This window comes from Pseudomonas sp. LPB0260, from assembly GCF_013388395.1.
The window spans coordinates 3,171,890-3,188,495 of sequence record NZ_CP058247.1 but is presented as its reverse complement, the minus strand read 5'-3'; the positions used below and the strand labels follow the sequence as shown (position 1 = coordinate 3,188,495).

Annotated in this window: 14 protein-coding genes; 6 read left to right on the top strand and 8 right to left on the bottom strand. The window is 66.2% G+C overall.

What is annotated here, in order from left to right; genetic code table 11:
* Positions 1-22: 22 nt before the first annotated feature.
* The 3 genes from LPB260_RS14425 to LPB260_RS14415 form a co-directional block, all read right to left on the bottom strand.
* Positions 23-934, bottom strand: a complete 912-nt coding sequence (locus LPB260_RS14425) for a substrate-binding periplasmic protein (protein ID WP_371926095.1) — start codon at positions 932-934, stop codon at positions 23-25.
* Between the two features lie 5 nt (positions 935-939).
* A complete protein-coding gene (gene pedF, locus LPB260_RS14420; RefSeq protein WP_208709771.1) occupies positions 940-1,359 on the bottom strand; it encodes a cytochrome c-550 PedF in 420 nt (139 codons plus the stop codon).
* Between the two features lie 150 nt (positions 1,360-1,509).
* Complete coding sequence (locus tag LPB260_RS14415; protein WP_208709769.1) at positions 1,510-1,947, bottom strand: copper-binding protein; 438 nt, start codon at positions 1,945-1,947, stop codon at positions 1,510-1,512.
* Positions 1,948-2,104: 157 nt separating this feature from the next.
* Between LPB260_RS14415 and LPB260_RS14410 the strand changes: the two genes are divergently transcribed.
* The 6 genes from LPB260_RS14410 (at position 2,105) to LPB260_RS14385 (ending at position 7,413) form a co-directional block, all read left to right on the top strand.
* Positions 2,105-3,286, top strand: a complete 1,182-nt coding sequence (locus tag LPB260_RS14410; protein ID WP_208709767.1) for an ABC transporter substrate-binding protein — start codon at positions 2,105-2,107, stop codon at positions 3,284-3,286.
* 95 nt (positions 3,287-3,381) lie between these two features.
* On the top strand, positions 3,382-4,347 hold the full coding sequence (locus LPB260_RS14405) for a YVTN family beta-propeller repeat protein (protein WP_208709765.1): 966 nt from the start codon (positions 3,382-3,384) through the stop codon (positions 4,345-4,347).
* A complete protein-coding gene (locus tag LPB260_RS14400) occupies positions 4,344-5,057 on the top strand; it encodes an ABC transporter ATP-binding protein (protein ID WP_208709762.1) in 714 nt (237 codons plus the stop codon). Before LPB260_RS14405 ends, LPB260_RS14400 begins: the two co-directional genes overlap by 4 nt.
* Positions 5,058-5,160: 103 nt before the next feature.
* A complete protein-coding gene (locus tag LPB260_RS14395; protein ID WP_208709760.1) occupies positions 5,161-5,952 on the top strand; it encodes an ABC transporter permease in 792 nt (263 codons plus the stop codon).
* A gap of 173 nt (positions 5,953-6,125) precedes the next feature.
* On the top strand, positions 6,126-6,686 hold the full coding sequence (locus tag LPB260_RS14390) for a PQQ-dependent catabolism-associated CXXCW motif protein (protein ID WP_208709757.1): 561 nt from the start codon (positions 6,126-6,128) through the stop codon (positions 6,684-6,686).
* Positions 6,687-6,747: 61 nt separating this feature from the next.
* Positions 6,748-7,413 (top strand): response regulator transcription factor, encoded by a 666-nt coding sequence (locus LPB260_RS14385; protein WP_208709755.1) that lies wholly within the window; start codon positions 6,748-6,750, stop codon positions 7,411-7,413.
* A 75-nt stretch (positions 7,414-7,488) separates the two neighbouring features.
* On the opposite strand, the gene nahK is transcribed toward LPB260_RS14385, so the two are convergent.
* From nahK to LPB260_RS14360, 5 genes are all read right to left on the bottom strand, one after another.
* The gene (gene nahK, locus LPB260_RS14380; protein ID WP_208709752.1) at positions 7,489-10,137 is read right to left on the bottom strand and encodes a hybrid sensor histidine kinase/response regulator NahK/ErcS'; all 2,649 of its coding nucleotides are present in this window, start codon (positions 10,135-10,137) and stop codon (positions 7,489-7,491) included.
* Entirely contained in the window at positions 10,073-11,230 is a 1,158-nt protein-coding gene (gene nosP, locus LPB260_RS14375; RefSeq protein ID WP_208710249.1) for a nitric oxide-sensing protein NosP, read from the bottom strand. The genes nahK and nosP overlap by 65 nt, the downstream gene beginning before the upstream one ends.
* Positions 11,231-11,490: 260 nt before the next feature.
* Positions 11,491-12,675 (bottom strand): porin, encoded by a 1,185-nt coding sequence (locus LPB260_RS14370; RefSeq protein WP_208709750.1) that lies wholly within the window; start codon positions 12,673-12,675, stop codon positions 11,491-11,493.
* Positions 12,676-12,977: 302 nt separating this feature from the next.
* Positions 12,978-15,566, bottom strand: a complete 2,589-nt coding sequence (pqqF, locus tag LPB260_RS14365; protein WP_208709748.1) for a pyrroloquinoline quinone biosynthesis protein PqqF — start codon at positions 15,564-15,566, stop codon at positions 12,978-12,980.
* Between the two features lie 403 nt (positions 15,567-15,969).
* On the bottom strand, positions 15,970-16,605 hold the full coding sequence (locus LPB260_RS14360; RefSeq protein WP_208709747.1) for a response regulator transcription factor: 636 nt from the start codon (positions 16,603-16,605) through the stop codon (positions 15,970-15,972).
* Position 16,606 lies beyond the last annotated feature (1 nt).

Below are 16,606 nucleotides of genomic sequence, written 5' to 3'. Positions count from 1 at the left end.
CCACCTCCTGCAGTGTGCGGGGTCATTTGTCCTGTTCGGCGTCCTGATACAGCCCCGGCAATTCGTACTGCAGGCCGTAACGCGCATAGAGTTCCTTCAGCTTACCCTCGAGAATCAGCTCTTCGAGTTTCTCCTCCAGGGCATAAGCCAGTTGGCGGTTGCTCTGGTGCACCGCCATGCCGATGTCCCAGACCTGCTTACCCATCTTCGGGTAGGCGTTCTGCGCCCGCGCCAGTTCAGGGTCGGCGGCCAGGTGCAACTGCCAGTCGACCTCGCCGCGCAAGGCCATCACCGCATCCACCTCGCCCTGTTTCATCCCGGCGAAGGTCGCCCGGACATTGGGGTAGTGGTGCAGCTGGCGGCTGAGCAGGCCGTCGAATACCGAGGACAGGTAGAACGACGGCACGCTGTCGACCTCCACACCGATCGGGTGCTGCTGGAACACCGCCACGCTGGGCACCTGTTTCAACCGCCGACGGTCGTGCGCCACCAGCCAGCGCTCACGCTGGTAGGGGCCGAACATGACCACCAGATCGTTGGCCAGCTCGCCGAATTCGTTGCTCATGTAGGCGAAGTCGCGGTCGTAGGGCACCCGCAGCATCACGTCGGCCAGTTCGTGCGGGCGCAGGTAGTGGCCGCGCCAGATATAGTCGCGCAGGTCATCGTCGAGTTTCTCGCCGGGCGGCGCCCAGATCAGCGCCAGCTCGAGCCCCAGGCCATCGGCCAGGGCCCGGGCCAGTTCGACGTCGACGCCGCGCGCCTGGCCGTCCTGCTGAAAGCTGTAGGGGGCGAAATCCTGGTACACCGCCACCCGCAGCACGCCGGACTCGACGATGCTGTCGTATTCGCGCACCGGCGCCTGGGCGTGGACCGGCAGGGCCGCCAGCCACAACGCGGCCAGAAGCGCACGCAACAGCAGGACGCTCGGGCGCATGACCATCACTCCTCGATGGCCACGCTTTCCAGGTAGCTGCGCACGGCCCAGAGCGCCTCCTGGCTGAGGTAGTCGGCCATCTTCGGCATATATACCCGGCCATCGCGCACCGCGCCGTTGATCACCCGCTCCTTGAACCACTCGTCACCCATGGCGCCGGTTTCCAGCAGGCGCAGGTCGGGGGCGATGCCACCGGACTTGGCCTCCAGGCCGTGACAGGCCGCGCAGTTCTGGTTATAGGCCGAGGCGCCGATCTCGATGGCCTTCAGGTCACCGCGATAGGGGTTCTCCTCCAGCCACTCCTCGCCCAGCTGCTCCAGGCCGTCGGTCTTGACCGCCTGTGGAACCACATCGCCGTGCGCCCAGAGGGTGCCCGATACAGCCAGCAACAGCAGTGCGAAACCAGTTTTCTTTGTAGTTTTCATGTTTCAGACCTCATCCAGAGCACACAAGGCAAGCCGAAAGGAAACTTGCTTGCGGTCATCTTATGAAGCCTGCGGCAAGCCCCGAATGCTGCTTTGGTGGCCCGCGCCTAGTCCCTTGGTAGTAGGGCTTGCGGCGGTGCGCGCAGCCCCCTACTTGACCAGGAAGTGGCCGAGCATGCCCTTGTGCTCCAGACCCTTGGCATAGAAGCGGAACTTGCCCGGCTTGATCGGCACGAAGAAGATCTCCGCCTCGCCAGCGTCCTCGAATTCCAGCTCGGTGAGGGTCACCGCCTTGATCTCCACGCCGCCGGCCTCGACCTTGCGCAGGTAGATGGCAGTGGCCAGCTCCGGTGCCTGGAAGGCGTACTCCTTCTGCCCGCTGGCGATGATCTTCAATTGATAGGCCTTGCCGGTTTCCAGCTGGTATTCGTACTGCGACATGGCGTAGTCGCTGTCGTCGTCGCCCAGGCGCAGGTCGGGCAAGGCGGTGGTGCGGCGGGTCAGGTCGCCCTCGGCATGCAGGCTGTCGACGCCGATCAGGCTGACGATCAGCAGCAGCGGCAGCAGCAGGGTCTTGATGGTACGCATGGGGGTCACCTCTTCTCGTCGTGGGTTCTGACTCCCATGCTAGGGCGCGGCAATCCCCGTCGATTTACTACCTTGGTAGCGCCCGACTGGTACTTTCTGCATATTTCCCCCCGCTACCGCAGTTCCTATGCTGGCGACACCTGCCCAGGAGTTGCCCATGCGTCCGTCCAGATTCCACCTCCTGTTCTGCCTGCTCGCCCTGTTCGGTGCGGCGGCGCCGAGCGCGGCGACCGAACTGCAGGTGCGTATCGGCTACCTGGCCTATACCCCGGACAGTGGGCCACTGCTGTCCAACGTCATACCCGAACCCGCGGACGCCGGACGGCGTGGCGCCGAGCTGGCGATCATCGACAGCAACAGCACCGGGCGCTTCCTCAAGCAGGTCTACAGCCTGGAGGTCATCGAGCGCGACGACGGCGCGAGCCTGATCGAGGCGGCCGAGGCGCTGCACAGACAGGGCGTGCGCCTGTTCGTGGTCAACGCCCCGGCGGCCACCCTTAGCCAGCTCAGCGCGCGCCTGGACGGCAGCCTGCTGTTCAACGCCGGCAGCGCCGACGACGCGCTGCGCCAGCACCAGTGCCTGGCCAACGTGCTGCACACCCTGCCCAGTCGGGCCATGCTTGCCGATGCCCTGGCACAGTTCCTCGCCGTGCGCCGGTGGACCCGCTGGCTGCTGATCGGCGGCGCCACCGCGGACGATGCGGCCTATGCCGCGGCCCTCAAGCGCGCGGCCAAGCGCTTCGGCCACCAGATAGTCGCCGAGAAGCCCTGGAGCTTCGACAACGACCAGCGTCGCAGCGCCCAGGCGGAGATGCCGCTGTTCACCCAGACCACCGAGTACGACGTGGTGCTGGTAGCGGACGAACGCGGCGACTTCGGCGAGTACCTGCCCTACCAGACCTGGTACCCGCGCCCGGTGGCCGGCACCCAGGGCCTGACCGCTACCGCCTGGCACAAGACAGTGGAAACCTTCGGCGCGGCGCAGTTGCAAAAGCGCTTCGAGGCGCTGGCCGGGCGCTGGATGAACGACCGCGACTACGCCGCCTGGATCGCCGTGCGCAGCATCGCCAGCGCGGTGACCAGGCTGCAGCAGGCCGATGCCGCGGCGATCCGCAGCCTGGCCCTGAGCGAGCAACTGCCGCTGGACGGCTTCAAGGGCCGCAAGCTCAGTTACCGCCCGTGGAACGGCCAGCTGCGCCAGCCCATCCCTCTGGTGCACCCGCGCGCCCTGGTCAGCACCTCGCCCCAGGAGGGCTTTCTGCACCCGCACAACGAAATGGACAGCCTCGGCTACGACCGCCCGGAGGTGAGCTGCGAGCTGGCTGTTAACGCCAATTGATGGTGCGCACGGCGCACCCAACACCAGCCGTAGGGTGCGCCATGCGCACCACCCATGAACCTGCCGCGCCCGTCCACAACAAGAGGATCGCCCCCATGCGTATCGCCCCGCTCGCCCTCTCTATCGGCCTGACCCTGGCCAGCGCCGCCGGCCAGGCCGCCACCGCCTATGTGTCCAACGAAAAGGACGACAGCATCAGCGTGATCGACCTCGACAGCCTGCAGGTCACCGATACCCTGGCAGTGGGCATGCGTCCGCGCGGCCTGCTGCTGTCGGCCGACCACAAGCTGCTGTACATCTGCGCCAGCGACTCGGACCGGGTGCAGGTGATGGACCTGGCCACGCGCAAGATCGTCAAGGAGCTGCCCTCCGGCGCCGACCCCGAGCAGTTCGCCCTGCACCCCAATGACCGCTGGCTGTATATCTCCAACGAGGACGATGCGCTGGCCACGGTGGTCGACACCCAGACCGACGAGGTGCTGGCGCAGATCGACGTCGGCGTCGAGCCCGAGGGCATGGCGGTCAGCCCGGACGGCAAGTGGGCGGTCAACACCAGCGAGACCACCAACATGCTGCACTGGATCGACACCGCCACCCAGCAGCTGGTCGACAACACCCTGGTCGACCAGCGCCCACGGCACGTCGAATTCGACGACGACGGCACGCGCCTGTGGGCCTCGGCCGAGATCGGCGGCACGGTCACGGTGCTCGACGTGGCCAGCCGCCGGGTGCTCAAGACCCTGAAGTTCCAGATCAAGGGCGTGCACCCGGACAAGGTGCAGCCGGTCGGGGTCAAACTCAGCGCCGACGGCCGCTATGCCTTCGTCGCCCTCGGTCCGGCCAACCACGTGGCGGTGGTCGACGCCAGGAACTACGAGATCCTCGACTATCTGCTGGTCGGCCGCCGCGTCTGGCACCTGGCCTTCACCCCGGACCAGAAGCGTCTGCTGACCACCAACGGAGTCAGCGGCGACGTCTCGGTGATCGATGTGGACAGCCTCAAGGTAAGCAAATCGATCAAGGTCGGGCGCTATCCCTGGGGCGTGGTGGTGACCCCGTGAACGCCCTCCAGGTATCCACGGTGAGTTTCGCCTACGGCGCGCGCCAGGCCCTGCAGCAGGTCAGCTTCGGCGTCGCCCCCGGCAGCTTCGCCGCGCTGCTGGGGCCGAACGGCGCCGGCAAGTCGACCCTGATCGCCCTGCTCACCCGCCTCTACGACCTGCAGCAGGGCGATATCCAGATACTCGGCCACAGCCTGGGCCAGCAGCCTCGTCAGGCCCTGTGCCAGCTCGGGGTGGTGTTCCAGCAGAGCACCCTGGACCTGGACCTGAGTGTCGAACAGAACCTGCGCTACCACGCTGCCCTGCATGGCATGGGCCCGCGCGCAGCCCTGGCACGGATAGACGAGGAGCTGGTGCGCCAGCAGCTCGGCGAGCGTCGCCACGATAAGGTTCGCGCCCTCAACGGCGGACACCGCCGCCGCGTGGAGATTGCCCGCGCCCTGCTCCATCGCCCACGCGTGCTGCTGCTCGACGAAGCCAGCGCCGGCCTCGACCCCGCCAGCCGCCTGGCGCTGAATCGGCATGTGCGTCAGCTGTGCCGCGACGAGGGCCTGACGGTGCTATGGACCACCCATCTGCTCGACGAGGTGCAGGCCAGCGACGAACTGCTGATCCTCGGCCGCGGCCGACTGGTGGCCCAGGGCTCGGCCTCCCAGTTCGGCGGCGACCTCGGCGCCAGCTTCCAACGCCTGACTGCGGAGCAGGCATGAGGCGCCTCGCAGGACGCGCCGTGCGCACCGCCGTTAGCCCTGACCAAACCCTGGTGCGCATGGCGCACCCTACTTTCTCGCATCGTCCCATGGAGACCGCGCCATGAACCCCTACTGGCATTGCCTGGCCGGCATCGTGCAGCGCGAATGGCTGCGCTTCGTGCTGCAACGTTCGCGCTTCCTCAGTGCCCTGGTGCGCCCGCTGCTGTGGCTGCTGGTGTTCGCCGCCGGCTTCCGTGCGGCCCTGGGCATCGCCATCATCGCCCCCTACGACACCTACATCACCTACGAGACCTACATAGTGCCAGGGCTGGCCTGCATGATCCTGCTGTTCAACGGCATGCAAGGTTCACTGTCGATGGTCTATGACCGCGAGATGGGCAGCATGCGCATACTGCTCACCAGCCCCCTGCCACGCGGCTTCCTGCTGGCCAGCAAGCTGCTGGCCACGGCGCTGATCTCGCTACTGCAGGTCTATGCCTTCCTCGCCATTGCCTGGCTCTATGGCGTGCAACCGCCGGCCGGGGGCCAGCTCACCGCGCTGCCGGCTTTGTTGCTGGTGGCACTGCTGCTCAGCGCCCTCGGGCTGCTGCTGTCCAACGGCATTCGTCAACTGGAGAACTTCGCCGGGGTCATGAATTTCGTGATCTTTCCGCTGTTCTTCCTTTCGTCGGCACTCTATCCGCTATGGAAGATGCGCGAGGCCAGCGAATGGCTGTACTGGCTCTGCGCGCTCAACCCCTTCAGCCATGCGGTGGAACTGGTTCGCTTTGCCCTCTACCAGCGCCTGAGCATCGACGCCATGCTGATCTGCCTCGGCCTGACTGGCCTGTTCGCCGTGCTCGCAGTACTGACCTTCAACCCACAGCACGCGGCTTTGCGGCGCGACAACTGACGCAAAGCCGCCCGCTCGCAGCGTCAAACGCAGCCGTGCCGACGCCGGATCTAACACGGGAGCAGCCCCGCGCTTCTACTACTTTGGTAGCGTTTTCACTCTCCAACGTAGAATTTCCAAAGCAGGATCAATGCCTTGTAATAGGTCTACAAAAAGAACCGGGACCCGAGGCGATGACCCACTGCATACGATCACGGCAAACACTTCCAATACTCGCCACTCTGCTGGGCCTGCTCCTGGCTGCCCTGGCCCAGGCCGAATCGGCCCTGTTCTCCGCCGAGGGCTACCGCATCGCCCAGTACCGCAGCCCAACACCGGCCGGGATCGAACACGCGCACACCCTCGATACCCCGGCCTTGCAGCGGCTAGTGGCCGCAGACCCACGCACCGCACTGATCGACACCTACCGCCGGCAGTGGCTCAACGGCCAGTTCATCGCCGACGAGGTGCATGCCAATCTGCCGGGCAGCCTATGGCTGGCCAATACTGGCGACGGTGAGCTGGATGGACAATGGCAACACTATTTCAGCCACCACCTGGAGGCGGTGAGCCAGGGCGACAAGGGCTGGCCGCTGGTGTTCTACTGCCGTTCCGACTGCTGGCTGAGCTGGAACGCGGTCAAGCGCGCCCAGCGCCTGGGCTATCACAACCTCTATTGGTATCGAGATGGAGTCGACGCCTGGGCGCAGGCCGGTTTGCCCCTGCTGCCGGCGCACCCGGCGGCATTGCCCTGAGGCGCCGAACTTTCCACATCACCCTCGCCGCACCATAATCAAAACAATGAGGTGAAAGGCCATGTACAAAATTCTGATTGCCGACGACCACCCGCTGTTTCGCGAAGCCATCCATAACGTCATCAGCGACGGCTTTCCCGGCAGCAGCATCATGGAAACCGCCGACCTCGACAGTGCCCTGGCCCTGACCCTGGAGCACGACGACCTCGACCTGATCCTGCTCGACCTCAACATGCCCGGCATGCATGGCCTCAATGGCCTGATGCAGCTGCGCAACGAGGCACCGACCATCCCGGTGGTGATCGTCTCCGCCGAACAGGACAAGCAGGTGGTGCTGCAGGCCATCACCTACGGCGCAGTCGGCTTCATCACCAAGTCCTCGCCACGGGCGCAGATGACCGAGGCCATCCAGCAGATCCTCAACGGCAGCGTCTACCTGCCGCCGGACATCATCCGCAGCCAGGGCAACAGCTCGCGGCGCAACCACCCGGAGAACCCGAGCATCTCCGCCGAGCTGTTGCAGGCCCTGACCCGCAAGCAGCTGCTGGTCCTGGAGCGCATGACCAAGGGTGAATCCAACAAGCAGATCGCCTATAGCCTGGACATCGCCGAAACCACGGTCAAAGCCCATGTCTCGGCCATCCTGCGCAAACTCAACGTACACAATCGGGTACAGGCGATCCTCTCGGCCGGGGATGTCGATTTCGCCGCCTACCTGCGCCGCTGAGCCTCGCTGCGCGGCTGGACGCACCAACCACCGGTGCGCGTGGCGCACCCTAGCCGTAGGCCGGCCCGACTCCCTCTAGCCGTCCAGTCTCGCCCCGCGCTCCAGCAGATGGCTCATGGCCGTCTTCAGCTTCATCGGTCGGACCGGCTTGTGCATCAGGGTATGGCCGAGTTCACGCATCTGCTGTTTCAGTTCGTTGCTATAGTTGGCGGTGATCATCAGCGCTGGCAGCGGCGTGCTGCGCCGGGCATTGATCCGCGCCACGGCGTCGACGCCGTTGTGGCCGTCGTCCAGGTGGTAGTCGGCGATCAGCAGATCGGCCTCGGCGTGATAGTTGTCGACCTGGCGCGCCAGGTCTTCCTCGCTCAATGCGGTGACCACCTGGCAGCCCCAGGTCTCCAGCAGGGTACGCATGCCGGCGCAGATCGCCGCATCGTTGTCCAGCACCCAGATACGCGAGCCGCGCAGGCGCTCGAGCAGGAGGTCCGCGGTGTCGTGGATCACCCGTGCGCGCGGCGCGCGGGTGGTCAGCGGCACCTCGATGGCGAACATCGAGCCCCTGCCCGGACGCGAGGCCACGCGGATGCGATGACCGAGCATGCCGGCGATCTTCTCGACTATGGCCAGGCCCAGGCCCAGGCCGCGGTCCTGCTTGCGCTGACTGACATCACCGCGCTTGAACTCCTGGAAGATCTCGCCGAGCTTGTCCTCGGCAATGCCGATGCCGGTGTCCCACACTTCTATCGACAGGCTCTGTCGCCGCCGACGGCAGCCGAGCAGGATGCGCCCGCGGCTGGTGTAGCGGATGGCGTTACTCAGCAGGTTGCGCAGGATTCGCGCGAGCAGCTGGATGTCGCTGCGCACCAGCGCCGAGCTGGGCAGGTAATCCAGGCGCAGGCCTTCGCTGCCGGCGATCTGGTGATACTCGGCGGCGAGGTTTTCCAGCAGCTCGCTGACCGCGAACGGCGCGATGTCCGCCTTGATCACCCCGGCGTCGAGCTTGGAGATGTCGACCAGGGTGCCGAGCAGGCTTTCGACGTCCTCCAGGGAGTTGCTGACGTTGCGCACCAGGCCCAGGTTGTCGCTCGGCTGCGGCTTCTCCAGCAACGCACTGGTGAACAGCCGCGCGGCGTTCAAGGGCTGCAACAGGTCATGGCTGACCGCGGCGAGGAACTTGGTTTTCGACAGGTTGGCCCGTTCGGCCTCGCCCTTGGCCTCGCGCAACCGCCCCTCCACCTGCGTGCGCTCGTCGATCTCGCGGCGCAGCTGGTGGTTCAGCCCGGTCAGCTCGGCGGTACGCTCGCGCACCCGCTGCTCCAGATGCTGATAGGCCTGATGCAGGGCCTCGGCGGTGCGCCGACGCTCGGTGATATCGCGGATCAACACGAAGATCCCGGTCACCTCACCGCTGCCCTGGCGGTTCGGCACATAGGAACGCAGCATGTAGCGCTCCTGGCCCTGGTGGTTGGTCTCGGCCACCTCGAAGGTCACGCTCTCGCCGGACAGCGCCCGCTCGATATAAGGCTCCAGGCGCCGGCAGTGCTCCTCGCTGTGCACCGCACGCAGACTCTGGCCGAGCATGGCGCCGCGCGGCCAGCAGTACCACTCCTCGTACACCTTGTTGGTGAAGTCGTAGACCAGGTCGGCGTTGAGATAGGCGATCAGCGCCGGCACATGGTCGGTGATCAGGCGAATCCAGCGCTCGCTCTCGCTTAGCGCCTCGGCATGCCGGTAGCGCTCGGTGATGTCGGTGAAGGTGTTGACGAAGCCGCCGGCGGGCAGCGCATGGGTGCGCACCTCGAGCATGCGCCCGTCGAACAGGCGCAGCTCCAGTTCCTCGACCGGCCTACCCTGGGCATCGCGGCTGTCGGGGGTCAGCAGGGCCAGTTCGCTGTCGGCCATCACCTCGGCAAAGGGCCGGTGTGCGTTGATCGGTGCCAGGCCACAGAGGTCGAGGAAGCGATGGTTCCACAGCTCCAACTGGCCCTCGGCATTGACCATGGCCATGCCCTGGGACAGGTTGTCCACGGCGCGCTGCAGCAGGCGTGACTTCTGCGCCAGGGCCTGCTCGCGGCGCAGGGTCTCGCTCTGTTTGACCTCGGTGATATCGGTGTAGAGGATCACCAGCCCGCCCTCGCGGGTCGGTCGCTCGCTGACCTGCACCCAGCGGCCGTCGCGCAGGCGATAGAGCAGGTGCTCGTCTCGGTTGCCGCGCTGTTCCTCGACCACCAGGCCGGTGCTTCTGCTCAGGCGCTTGATCTCGGCCAGGCGCAGGCCAGCGCAGATGCGCACACGGCTGCCGGCCCAGAGCGCCTTGAAGCGGCTGTTGAACAGCACGATGCGCTGCTCGCGGTCGAACAGCACGAAGGCGTCGGAGATGCTCTCGATGGCATCGATCAGGTGCTGGTGAGCGGTCTCGGCGCGCAGTCGGGCGTCACTGAGCAGCTGGTTGCTGGATTTCAGCTCGGCCATGGCCTGGTTAAGCGCGTCGGTGCGCTCACGCACCTGCTCGGCCAGCACTACCGAGTGCTGGAAGGCCGCGTAGGCATCGTCGCCCCGGGAGTTGATCGACTCGACCCGCTCGATCAGCGCAGCGTTGATGCGCTTGAGCTTGCGGTTCTCCTCCTCCAGTGCGCAGCAATGGGCGAGCAGTGCGGCGTCATCCTCCCCGGCCGGGGCGGCCGATGGCGACTCCGGTGAAGGTCTGGTTGATGTGCATGCCATTGAACTGCTCTCCGTAGGTGTTGAAGCCTATGACCTGCTGGCTTCGCAGCAGAGCGGCGACTGGCTCGACGGCGCCTTCGGCCTCGATCTCCAGGCGCCGCAGGAAACAGTCACAGCCGATGGTCAGCAGCAGGGGACCGAGGCGCCGGCGCAGGCCGTCGAACGCCGTCTGCAGGTTGTCCGGTAGCGGTCCCGGGCGCATCGCGGTGAGGACGATGCCGTTCTCCACCGCGCAGTAGAAGCTCAGGCTGAGGTCCTCGTTGACCCGCTGGATCGAACGCACGTAGTACTGGCCGCCGATGCGCACGGCCAGCGGGTGGGCGGCGAACAGGCGCATGTCCAGGTCCGCCACGGCCACCCCGATCAGCCGCGCGTATTCCAGGGCGGCGGGCGCGGCGTTCAGCTCATGGACCTTGCGACTGGCACTGTCGGCCTGGGTGACCACCAGCTTCTCCTCTCTGGGCTCGATGTGATGGGTGCTGAACACCTCGAAGTCCAGCCAGGTGTTGAACAGCACCACCACCGCCGCGCCGGTGTGGAACTGGCCGCCGTAGTAGACGTGGGTATGGGTCAGGTGGTTGTCGTCGCCGGCCGAACCGCCGAAATGCGGGATGCTGCCGAAGGCCGCACTGAGCGCGCCGAGCACCACTTCCTCGCGGCTGGACAGGCCGTCGAGCAGGGTCAGGGCGAAGCTGTGGCCCTTGATCGGCGCCAGTTCGTTGTGGCGGCAGTCACCGACCAGGCGTTCGACCAGTTGCTGGGCGTCGATCAGGCTGAAGCGTTCCATTTCGTCGATCAGCGCGCTGGCAACGGAGAAGCTGCGGTGGTCGAAGCCCACCGCGGTCACGCAGCCACGACCGTAGCCCTGGGGCGTGATCTCCCCGGCACTGGTGCAACCGACCAGGCTGATGCCGCCGAAGTGCTGCTCCAGCGCCTCGCCGAGACCCTGCAGGTCGTATTCGGCGGAGCAGAAGAACAGCACGAAGCCGAGGTGCGGGTGGATCAGCTGGCGCGCCAGTTCCTGGGCCACCAGCTCCACATCCTTGGCGCCCGACATCGCGGTGACCACGCCTTCGGTCAGCTCCTGCCCCATAATCTGCCCCATTAAAAAGCCCACTCGTCATGGGGATTCTACGAAGCACGGCCCGCGCACCCCATGCTACTTGAGTGCCGCCGGGCCTACTCCCTAAGTAGCAAGGCGCTAGAACCAGCGCATCAGACACAGCGGCAACACGCCGAATATCGCGCTCATCGGCAGCAGGATCAGGCCACCGAAACTCCAGAACTCCCACATAACCACCTCCCATGAAAAAGCCGGACGGAGCCTCCCCCATCCGGCTCATGAGGCCGTGCTTACCAGCTCAGCACGGCACCCACGGCGAAGGTGTCGGTGTCCTCGCCCAGGCCGCTGCCGGCGGCGGCATCGATCTGATACTGGTTGTACTCGGCGACCAGCTTGAGGTTGTCGTTGATGGTGCGGAAATAGGCGATGCCACGGGTCTCGTAGTCGGCGGCGCTGCCCAGGCCGTTGCCGTCGTCCTCGGTCTTGCCGTAGGACAGCGCCACGCGGTTCTTGCCGAAGGTGTAGGAACCCTGCAGCAGGTAACCGTCGCTGTCGATCTCGCGCAGGGTGGCCTCGCCGGCGTTGTTGGTGAAGAAGGGGTTGATGCCCTCGGCCTGGAAGCCCGAGGCGGTCAGCGAGACGCCGCCCATCTTGGCCTGCACGCCGTAACCGATGCCCTGGGAGGTCACCGAGTCGACGCTGCTGTCGGTGTTGTCCGAGGTCTGGTAGGCACCGTTGAGCCAGGAATAGAGGGTCGCGCCGCCCAGGTCGAACTGGTAGCTGACCTCGGACTCGAAGCGCGGCTCTTCCTGGTAGGAACGACCCAACGCGCTGTCGTCATTGGTGTCCACCGGATCCATGATGCCGACCGCGAAACGCAGGCCCTCGGCCAGGTTGTTGTTGCGGTAGGTGATCTGCGAGGTCGGGAAGGGATAGGGGTAGCCGGTGCCAATGTTGCCGAAGGACACGCCGGTGCCGTCGACCAGGCCCAGGGTGTCGCTGACATTGCCGTAGCCGGCGAGCATCTCGTCGAGGAAGATGTTGGAGCGCGAGAACAGGCCGAAGTCCTTGCCCACCAGCACCTCCCCCCACTCCGGGCTGGCCACGGTGCCGTAGAACTGGCGCACGTCGATGGCGGTGGCGGTGCCGTTGGTTTCGCTGTCGTTGATGGTTACCCAGAACGAGGAGCGGCCGCCGAGCTTCAGGCCATCGATCTGCTTGCCGAAGTTGAAGCCGATCCAGTTGGGCAGAAAGCCCATCTTCACCCGCGCCTGGCGGCGGTCGTTGAGCTCGCCCTCGCGGTCGACGTCGCTATTGACGTAGAAGGCGTTGATGTAGCCGTCGGTGGAGAAGGTGGTGTCGTCCTGGTCGTACAGGACGATCTCGGCGGCGGACTGCTGGGCAGTGGCCAGGGCAATGGCGGCCGTCAGGGCCAGGGGCAGAAACCGGGTGTTGGCGATCTTGTTGTTGTGCATAACGCTCTCCGCTAGGTGGGACGACCGCAAGGTCAGTCGGGTCGGAGGCGATTATCGAAAGACCCGTACAACTGCCCCAGGCTGCCTTGGTGCCAGTTGCCCACTGCCTTGGTCGGAGCCGGCGGAGCTGAGCACAAGGCGTAGGCCGCTTGCCTCGACCGACCCGGGCCCAATGGACCCTGGCCCAAGGTCGTAGAAGTAGGTAGCGGGCACGGATGGGACGGATGGCCAGGAGGCGGGACCATGCAGTGGGCTGGATGTACTGCAGGCGATGCCTGCGACTCAGGCTGCGTCAGCCTGCATCACTGCTGCAGCGCTGCCCGATCGCTCCCAGGCGTTCCGTTGCTGGCCAGCACCCGCCAACCGCCTTGCGCCTGACAGAGGCTCCGGTGGCACCGGCGCAGCTCGTGCCCGCTGAACGCCAGCAGCGCCCGCTGCACGGCGCAGGCCTGCTCCTGCGGCAGGCCCGCCAGGTGCTGTTGCCAGTGGCGTTCGGCACAGTCCGGCATGCTGGCGGCCTGCTCGCCCAGCTGGCGAGCCACCTCGGCGGCAGCGATAGCGACTTCATCGTCGCCCAAGAGGGCAAGACGCTCGGTCTGCCGCGCCAGGAAGGCCTCGATATGCCCGAGCACTTCCGACGCCGAGGCGTGGGGCGACTGCACGGCAAACAGGATGCCGCGCCGCCCCGAGACCTGGCGATAGCCGCAGAACACCGCATAGCCCAGTTGCAGCTCACTGCGCAGGCGCTGGAAGAAGGGCCCCTGGTAGAGCTGCGCCAGCAGACGCCAGCCTGCCTCGCTGGCGGCATCGCTGGCCGCTTGCGCACAGAACAGCAGCAGTGCCGACTCCTCGCCACCCAGGCCGGCATTGCGCCAGTAGAGCCCCGGATGAACGCTCGCTGGCGCTGCTGGCGCCAGCAGCTCGGTGACCTCGGTGAACAGTTCCTCGACCGCAGCCCGACCGGCAGCATCGAGACCGACCCCCTGCCCCTCCAGGCGCGTCCACTGCAGCAAACCCGGCAGACGCTCTGCACCCAGTGGCGAAACGCCGCTCGGCGGAACATGGAACAGCTCCGGCAGACGCCGCAGCAGCTGGCGGATCGGCACCTGCCCGTTCGTAACACGCGGCTCTGGCGAGCACGCGCCGCGCCCTGCGGCGGTCGACAGCCGGTGCAGCACCAGCGCCAGCAGCCTGGGCAACAGCGCGGACGATCCCAGGGCGCACAGCTGCAGGCCGCCGTGCTCGGCGGTCCATTGCAGCGTCACGCCCAGTTGCGCGCCCTGGCTTCGTACTCGGGCCAGATGGATCTCCACTAGGTCCAGCAGGTCCGCGGGCGCCAACTGCTCCTCGAAACACAAGCGCCAGTGCAGCGCGCCCTGGCCCTCCCTCTCCAGGGGTGCTTGCAACCAACGCCAGCTGGCGGCAACCGCCTGCGTAACCGAGAGCGGATCGGTCCGCAGCAGCGGATTGCTCTGCGGCAGGTGCCAACCCCAATGGCGAATCGACGATGGCAGCGGCGCGGTCTCGGTGATCATCCGCAAGGCGAAGCCTGCACTAGGCCAGTAGGCGACTTCCGTGGGGCCGGCGAACAGGCTGATGACACGCTCAGGCGCCCGCATCTGCCCGAGTACGGCGCGTAACGCCACCAGGCCGGCGGTGCCCAAGGCGCGCAACGCGGTGGGCTGGTTGTCCAGGTTCGCCTGCCAGTAGCGGGCCAATGCCAGAGCCGGCAAACCGCTGAGAGACCATTGCTGAATGGCCCCATAGCGTGACACCAGGTCGCGGCGCTCGCCCGCAACGGCAAAGAAGCCCAGCCAGTTCCGCAGCGCCGCGGCAATCTCTGCGCGCCCCCGCTCGGCATCCCTCACAGCGGTAAAGCCGAGCCGCAAAACCGCCTGCCGCTCGTGCAGGTACAACACCTGCACATCCATTCCCGCGCACAACTCGGCCGTGCGCAGGCTGTCGCGCAGGCCACCGCGGGACTCGTCGAGCAGCCAGGTCCGCAGATAGCCCAGCGCCGTGGCCAGAGCGCCGGGCGCCAGCGGCGTCGGCAACTCCAAGGCAAATCCCAGGTGCAGGCTGGGCGAGCTGCCCGCCAGGGTCATGCGCAGCTGGCGCGCGCGCAGCGGCAACAAGGGTGCGGGCGGCACGGGCAGCTCCTGCCTCCCGCGCGGCAGCGCGGTGCCGTAGCGCTCGGCCAGGTCCAGCAGCTGTGCCTGCGGCTGTGGTCCGACCAACACCAGGGAACATTGGCCTGCCTGATAGAAGCGCCGATGGAACGCCCGCAGCGCCTGCTGGAACCCAGCGCTCTCCACCGCCAGGGTGCCGCGATTGCCGGCGAGAAATGCCGTGCAAGGATGACCCGCGGGCAGCGCCTGAGTCAGCGCTGTCGCCACCAGGGTCTCTGGATCCTGACTACGGGCGAGGTATTCGGCATGCACCACTTCACGCTCGCGCAGTTGCGCCTCAGGTGTCAGCAGCGGCCGGGCAAGCATATCGATCAGTCGCGCCAGCGCCTCACCGAGCTGCTCCGCCGGAACCTCGCAGAAGAAATCGGTGTGCCGCGCCTGGGTCGATGCATTGACCTGTCCGCCGCAGGCCTGGACGAACGGCATCAAACGCTGTTCTGCAGTGAAACCGGCGCCACCAAGAAACACCAGGTGTTCGAGAAAGTGTGCCAGGCCCGGGTATTCCCGCGGTTCGTCGTGACTCCCGGCCGCCACCCGCAGGCTGATCGCGGCCTTGCGCGTGCCCGGCTGACTTAGCAGGGTCACGCCCAGGCCATTGTCCAGCTGCCGGCGGAGCGGCTCTAGCGCGGAGTTTGTCGGCACTGGAAAGGTCGTAGGCATCGGTGGGTCAGCTTGTGGCGGAATTCGACACCTCAGCTTCATGCGCCGGGCGCCGCACCGGCAATACTGCTTTGGCCGCAGCAAAACCCTACGAAAGTCTCGGTTGGCGAGCCTGCAAGGCGAAGATATTCGAACTGATGCGCGGTACAGACCACATAGGCTTCGGCCCACCAGCCTTGCTCAGCGACTCCTGCCTGGCGCCGGCCTGCAGCAATTGTCCATTACCCCCCTGCCGCCTATGTCGCTCGGAATTCTCAGCTTGCGTGGAACTCCCCTGGGGACGTCGGTAAAGGTACGGGCAGGGCTTTTCACTCGTCGTCTTTGGCAATGAGACCCATTCAACGCCGTTGCCCCTGGCGACGCCCAAGGAACAAGCCGCCTGAGCAACAACTGAGCAGACTCACACGGCGACTGGGAAATGGCCCCATTCCTGGTTGAGATACCGTCAGCGCATCGCCAACGGGTCGACCAGACCAGCTGCGATGGCCATGCCGACCAGTTCCGCCAGGGTCTCGGCCTGCATGCGCTTCATCACTCGCGAGCGATACAGGTCGACCGTCTTGACGCTGATCTCCAACTGCTCGGCCACTTCCCGATTGGTGTAGCCCCGCACCAGCGGCAACAGGACATCACGTTCGCGGGGAGTAAGGCTTTCCAGTCGTGCCTGCACCTCGGCCAAGCGGGTGTCGTGACGCACGGGGGGCGCGCGCCGGCTCAACGCCTGCTGCACGCTGTCCAGCAGCAGCTGCTCGTTGTAGGGCTTCTCGATGAAGTCCACCGCGCCCGCCCTGAACGCCCGCACCACGATGGGCACATCGGCGTGCCCGCTGACGAAGATCAACGGCAGCTCGATGCCGCGTTGGCGCAGTTCTTCCTGTACGTTCAGGCCGCCCATGCCTGGCATACGCACGTCGAGCAGCACGCAGGCGTTGCGGTCTGGCTCACAGGCATCGAGAAAGGCCCGTCCACTGGTGTAGGGCAAGGCCTTTAGGCCGACCGACTCCAGTAGCCAGACGGTGGAGTCGAGCATGCCCTGATCATCGTCGACCACATAGACCAGCTGTTCCTGTTGTTGCGGCATC

What these genes read in the sequence shown, in the direction of transcription:
- LPB260_RS14425 (WP_371926095.1), bottom strand. Translation starts at nt 934, where the DNA reads ATGCGCCCGAGCGTCCTGCTGTTGCGTGCGCTTCTGGCCGCGTTGTGG.
- pedF (WP_208709771.1), bottom strand. Translation starts at nt 1,359, where the DNA reads ATGAAAACTACAAAGAAAACTGGTTTCGCACTGCTGTTGCTGGCTGTA.
- LPB260_RS14415 (WP_208709769.1), bottom strand. Translation starts at nt 1,947, where the DNA reads ATGCGTACCATCAAGACCCTGCTGCTGCCGCTGCTGCTGATCGTCAGC.
- LPB260_RS14410 (WP_208709767.1), top strand. Translation starts at nt 2,105, where the DNA reads ATGCGTCCGTCCAGATTCCACCTCCTGTTCTGCCTGCTCGCCCTGTTC.
- LPB260_RS14405 (WP_208709765.1), top strand. Translation starts at nt 3,382, where the DNA reads ATGCGTATCGCCCCGCTCGCCCTCTCTATCGGCCTGACCCTGGCCAGC.
- LPB260_RS14395 (WP_208709760.1), top strand. Translation starts at nt 5,161, where the DNA reads ATGAACCCCTACTGGCATTGCCTGGCCGGCATCGTGCAGCGCGAATGG.
- LPB260_RS14390 (WP_208709757.1), top strand. Translation starts at nt 6,126, where the DNA reads ATGACCCACTGCATACGATCACGGCAAACACTTCCAATACTCGCCACT.
- LPB260_RS14385 (WP_208709755.1), top strand. Translation starts at nt 6,748, where the DNA reads ATGTACAAAATTCTGATTGCCGACGACCACCCGCTGTTTCGCGAAGCC.
- nahK (WP_208709752.1), bottom strand. Translation starts at nt 10,137, where the DNA reads ATGGCATGCACATCAACCAGACCTTCACCGGAGTCGCCATCGGCCGCC.
- nosP (WP_208710249.1), bottom strand. Translation starts at nt 11,230, where the DNA reads ATGGGGCAGGAGCTGACCGAAGGCGTGGTCACCGCGATGTCGGGCGCC.
- LPB260_RS14370 (WP_208709750.1), bottom strand. Translation starts at nt 12,675, where the DNA reads ATGCACAACAACAAGATCGCCAACACCCGGTTTCTGCCCCTGGCCCTG.
- pqqF (WP_208709748.1), bottom strand. Translation starts at nt 15,566, where the DNA reads ATGAAGCTGAGGTGTCGAATTCCGCCACAAGCTGACCCACCGATGCCT.
- LPB260_RS14360 (WP_208709747.1), bottom strand. Translation starts at nt 16,605, where the DNA reads ATGCCGCAACAACAGGAACAGCTGGTCTATGTGGTCGACGATGATCAG.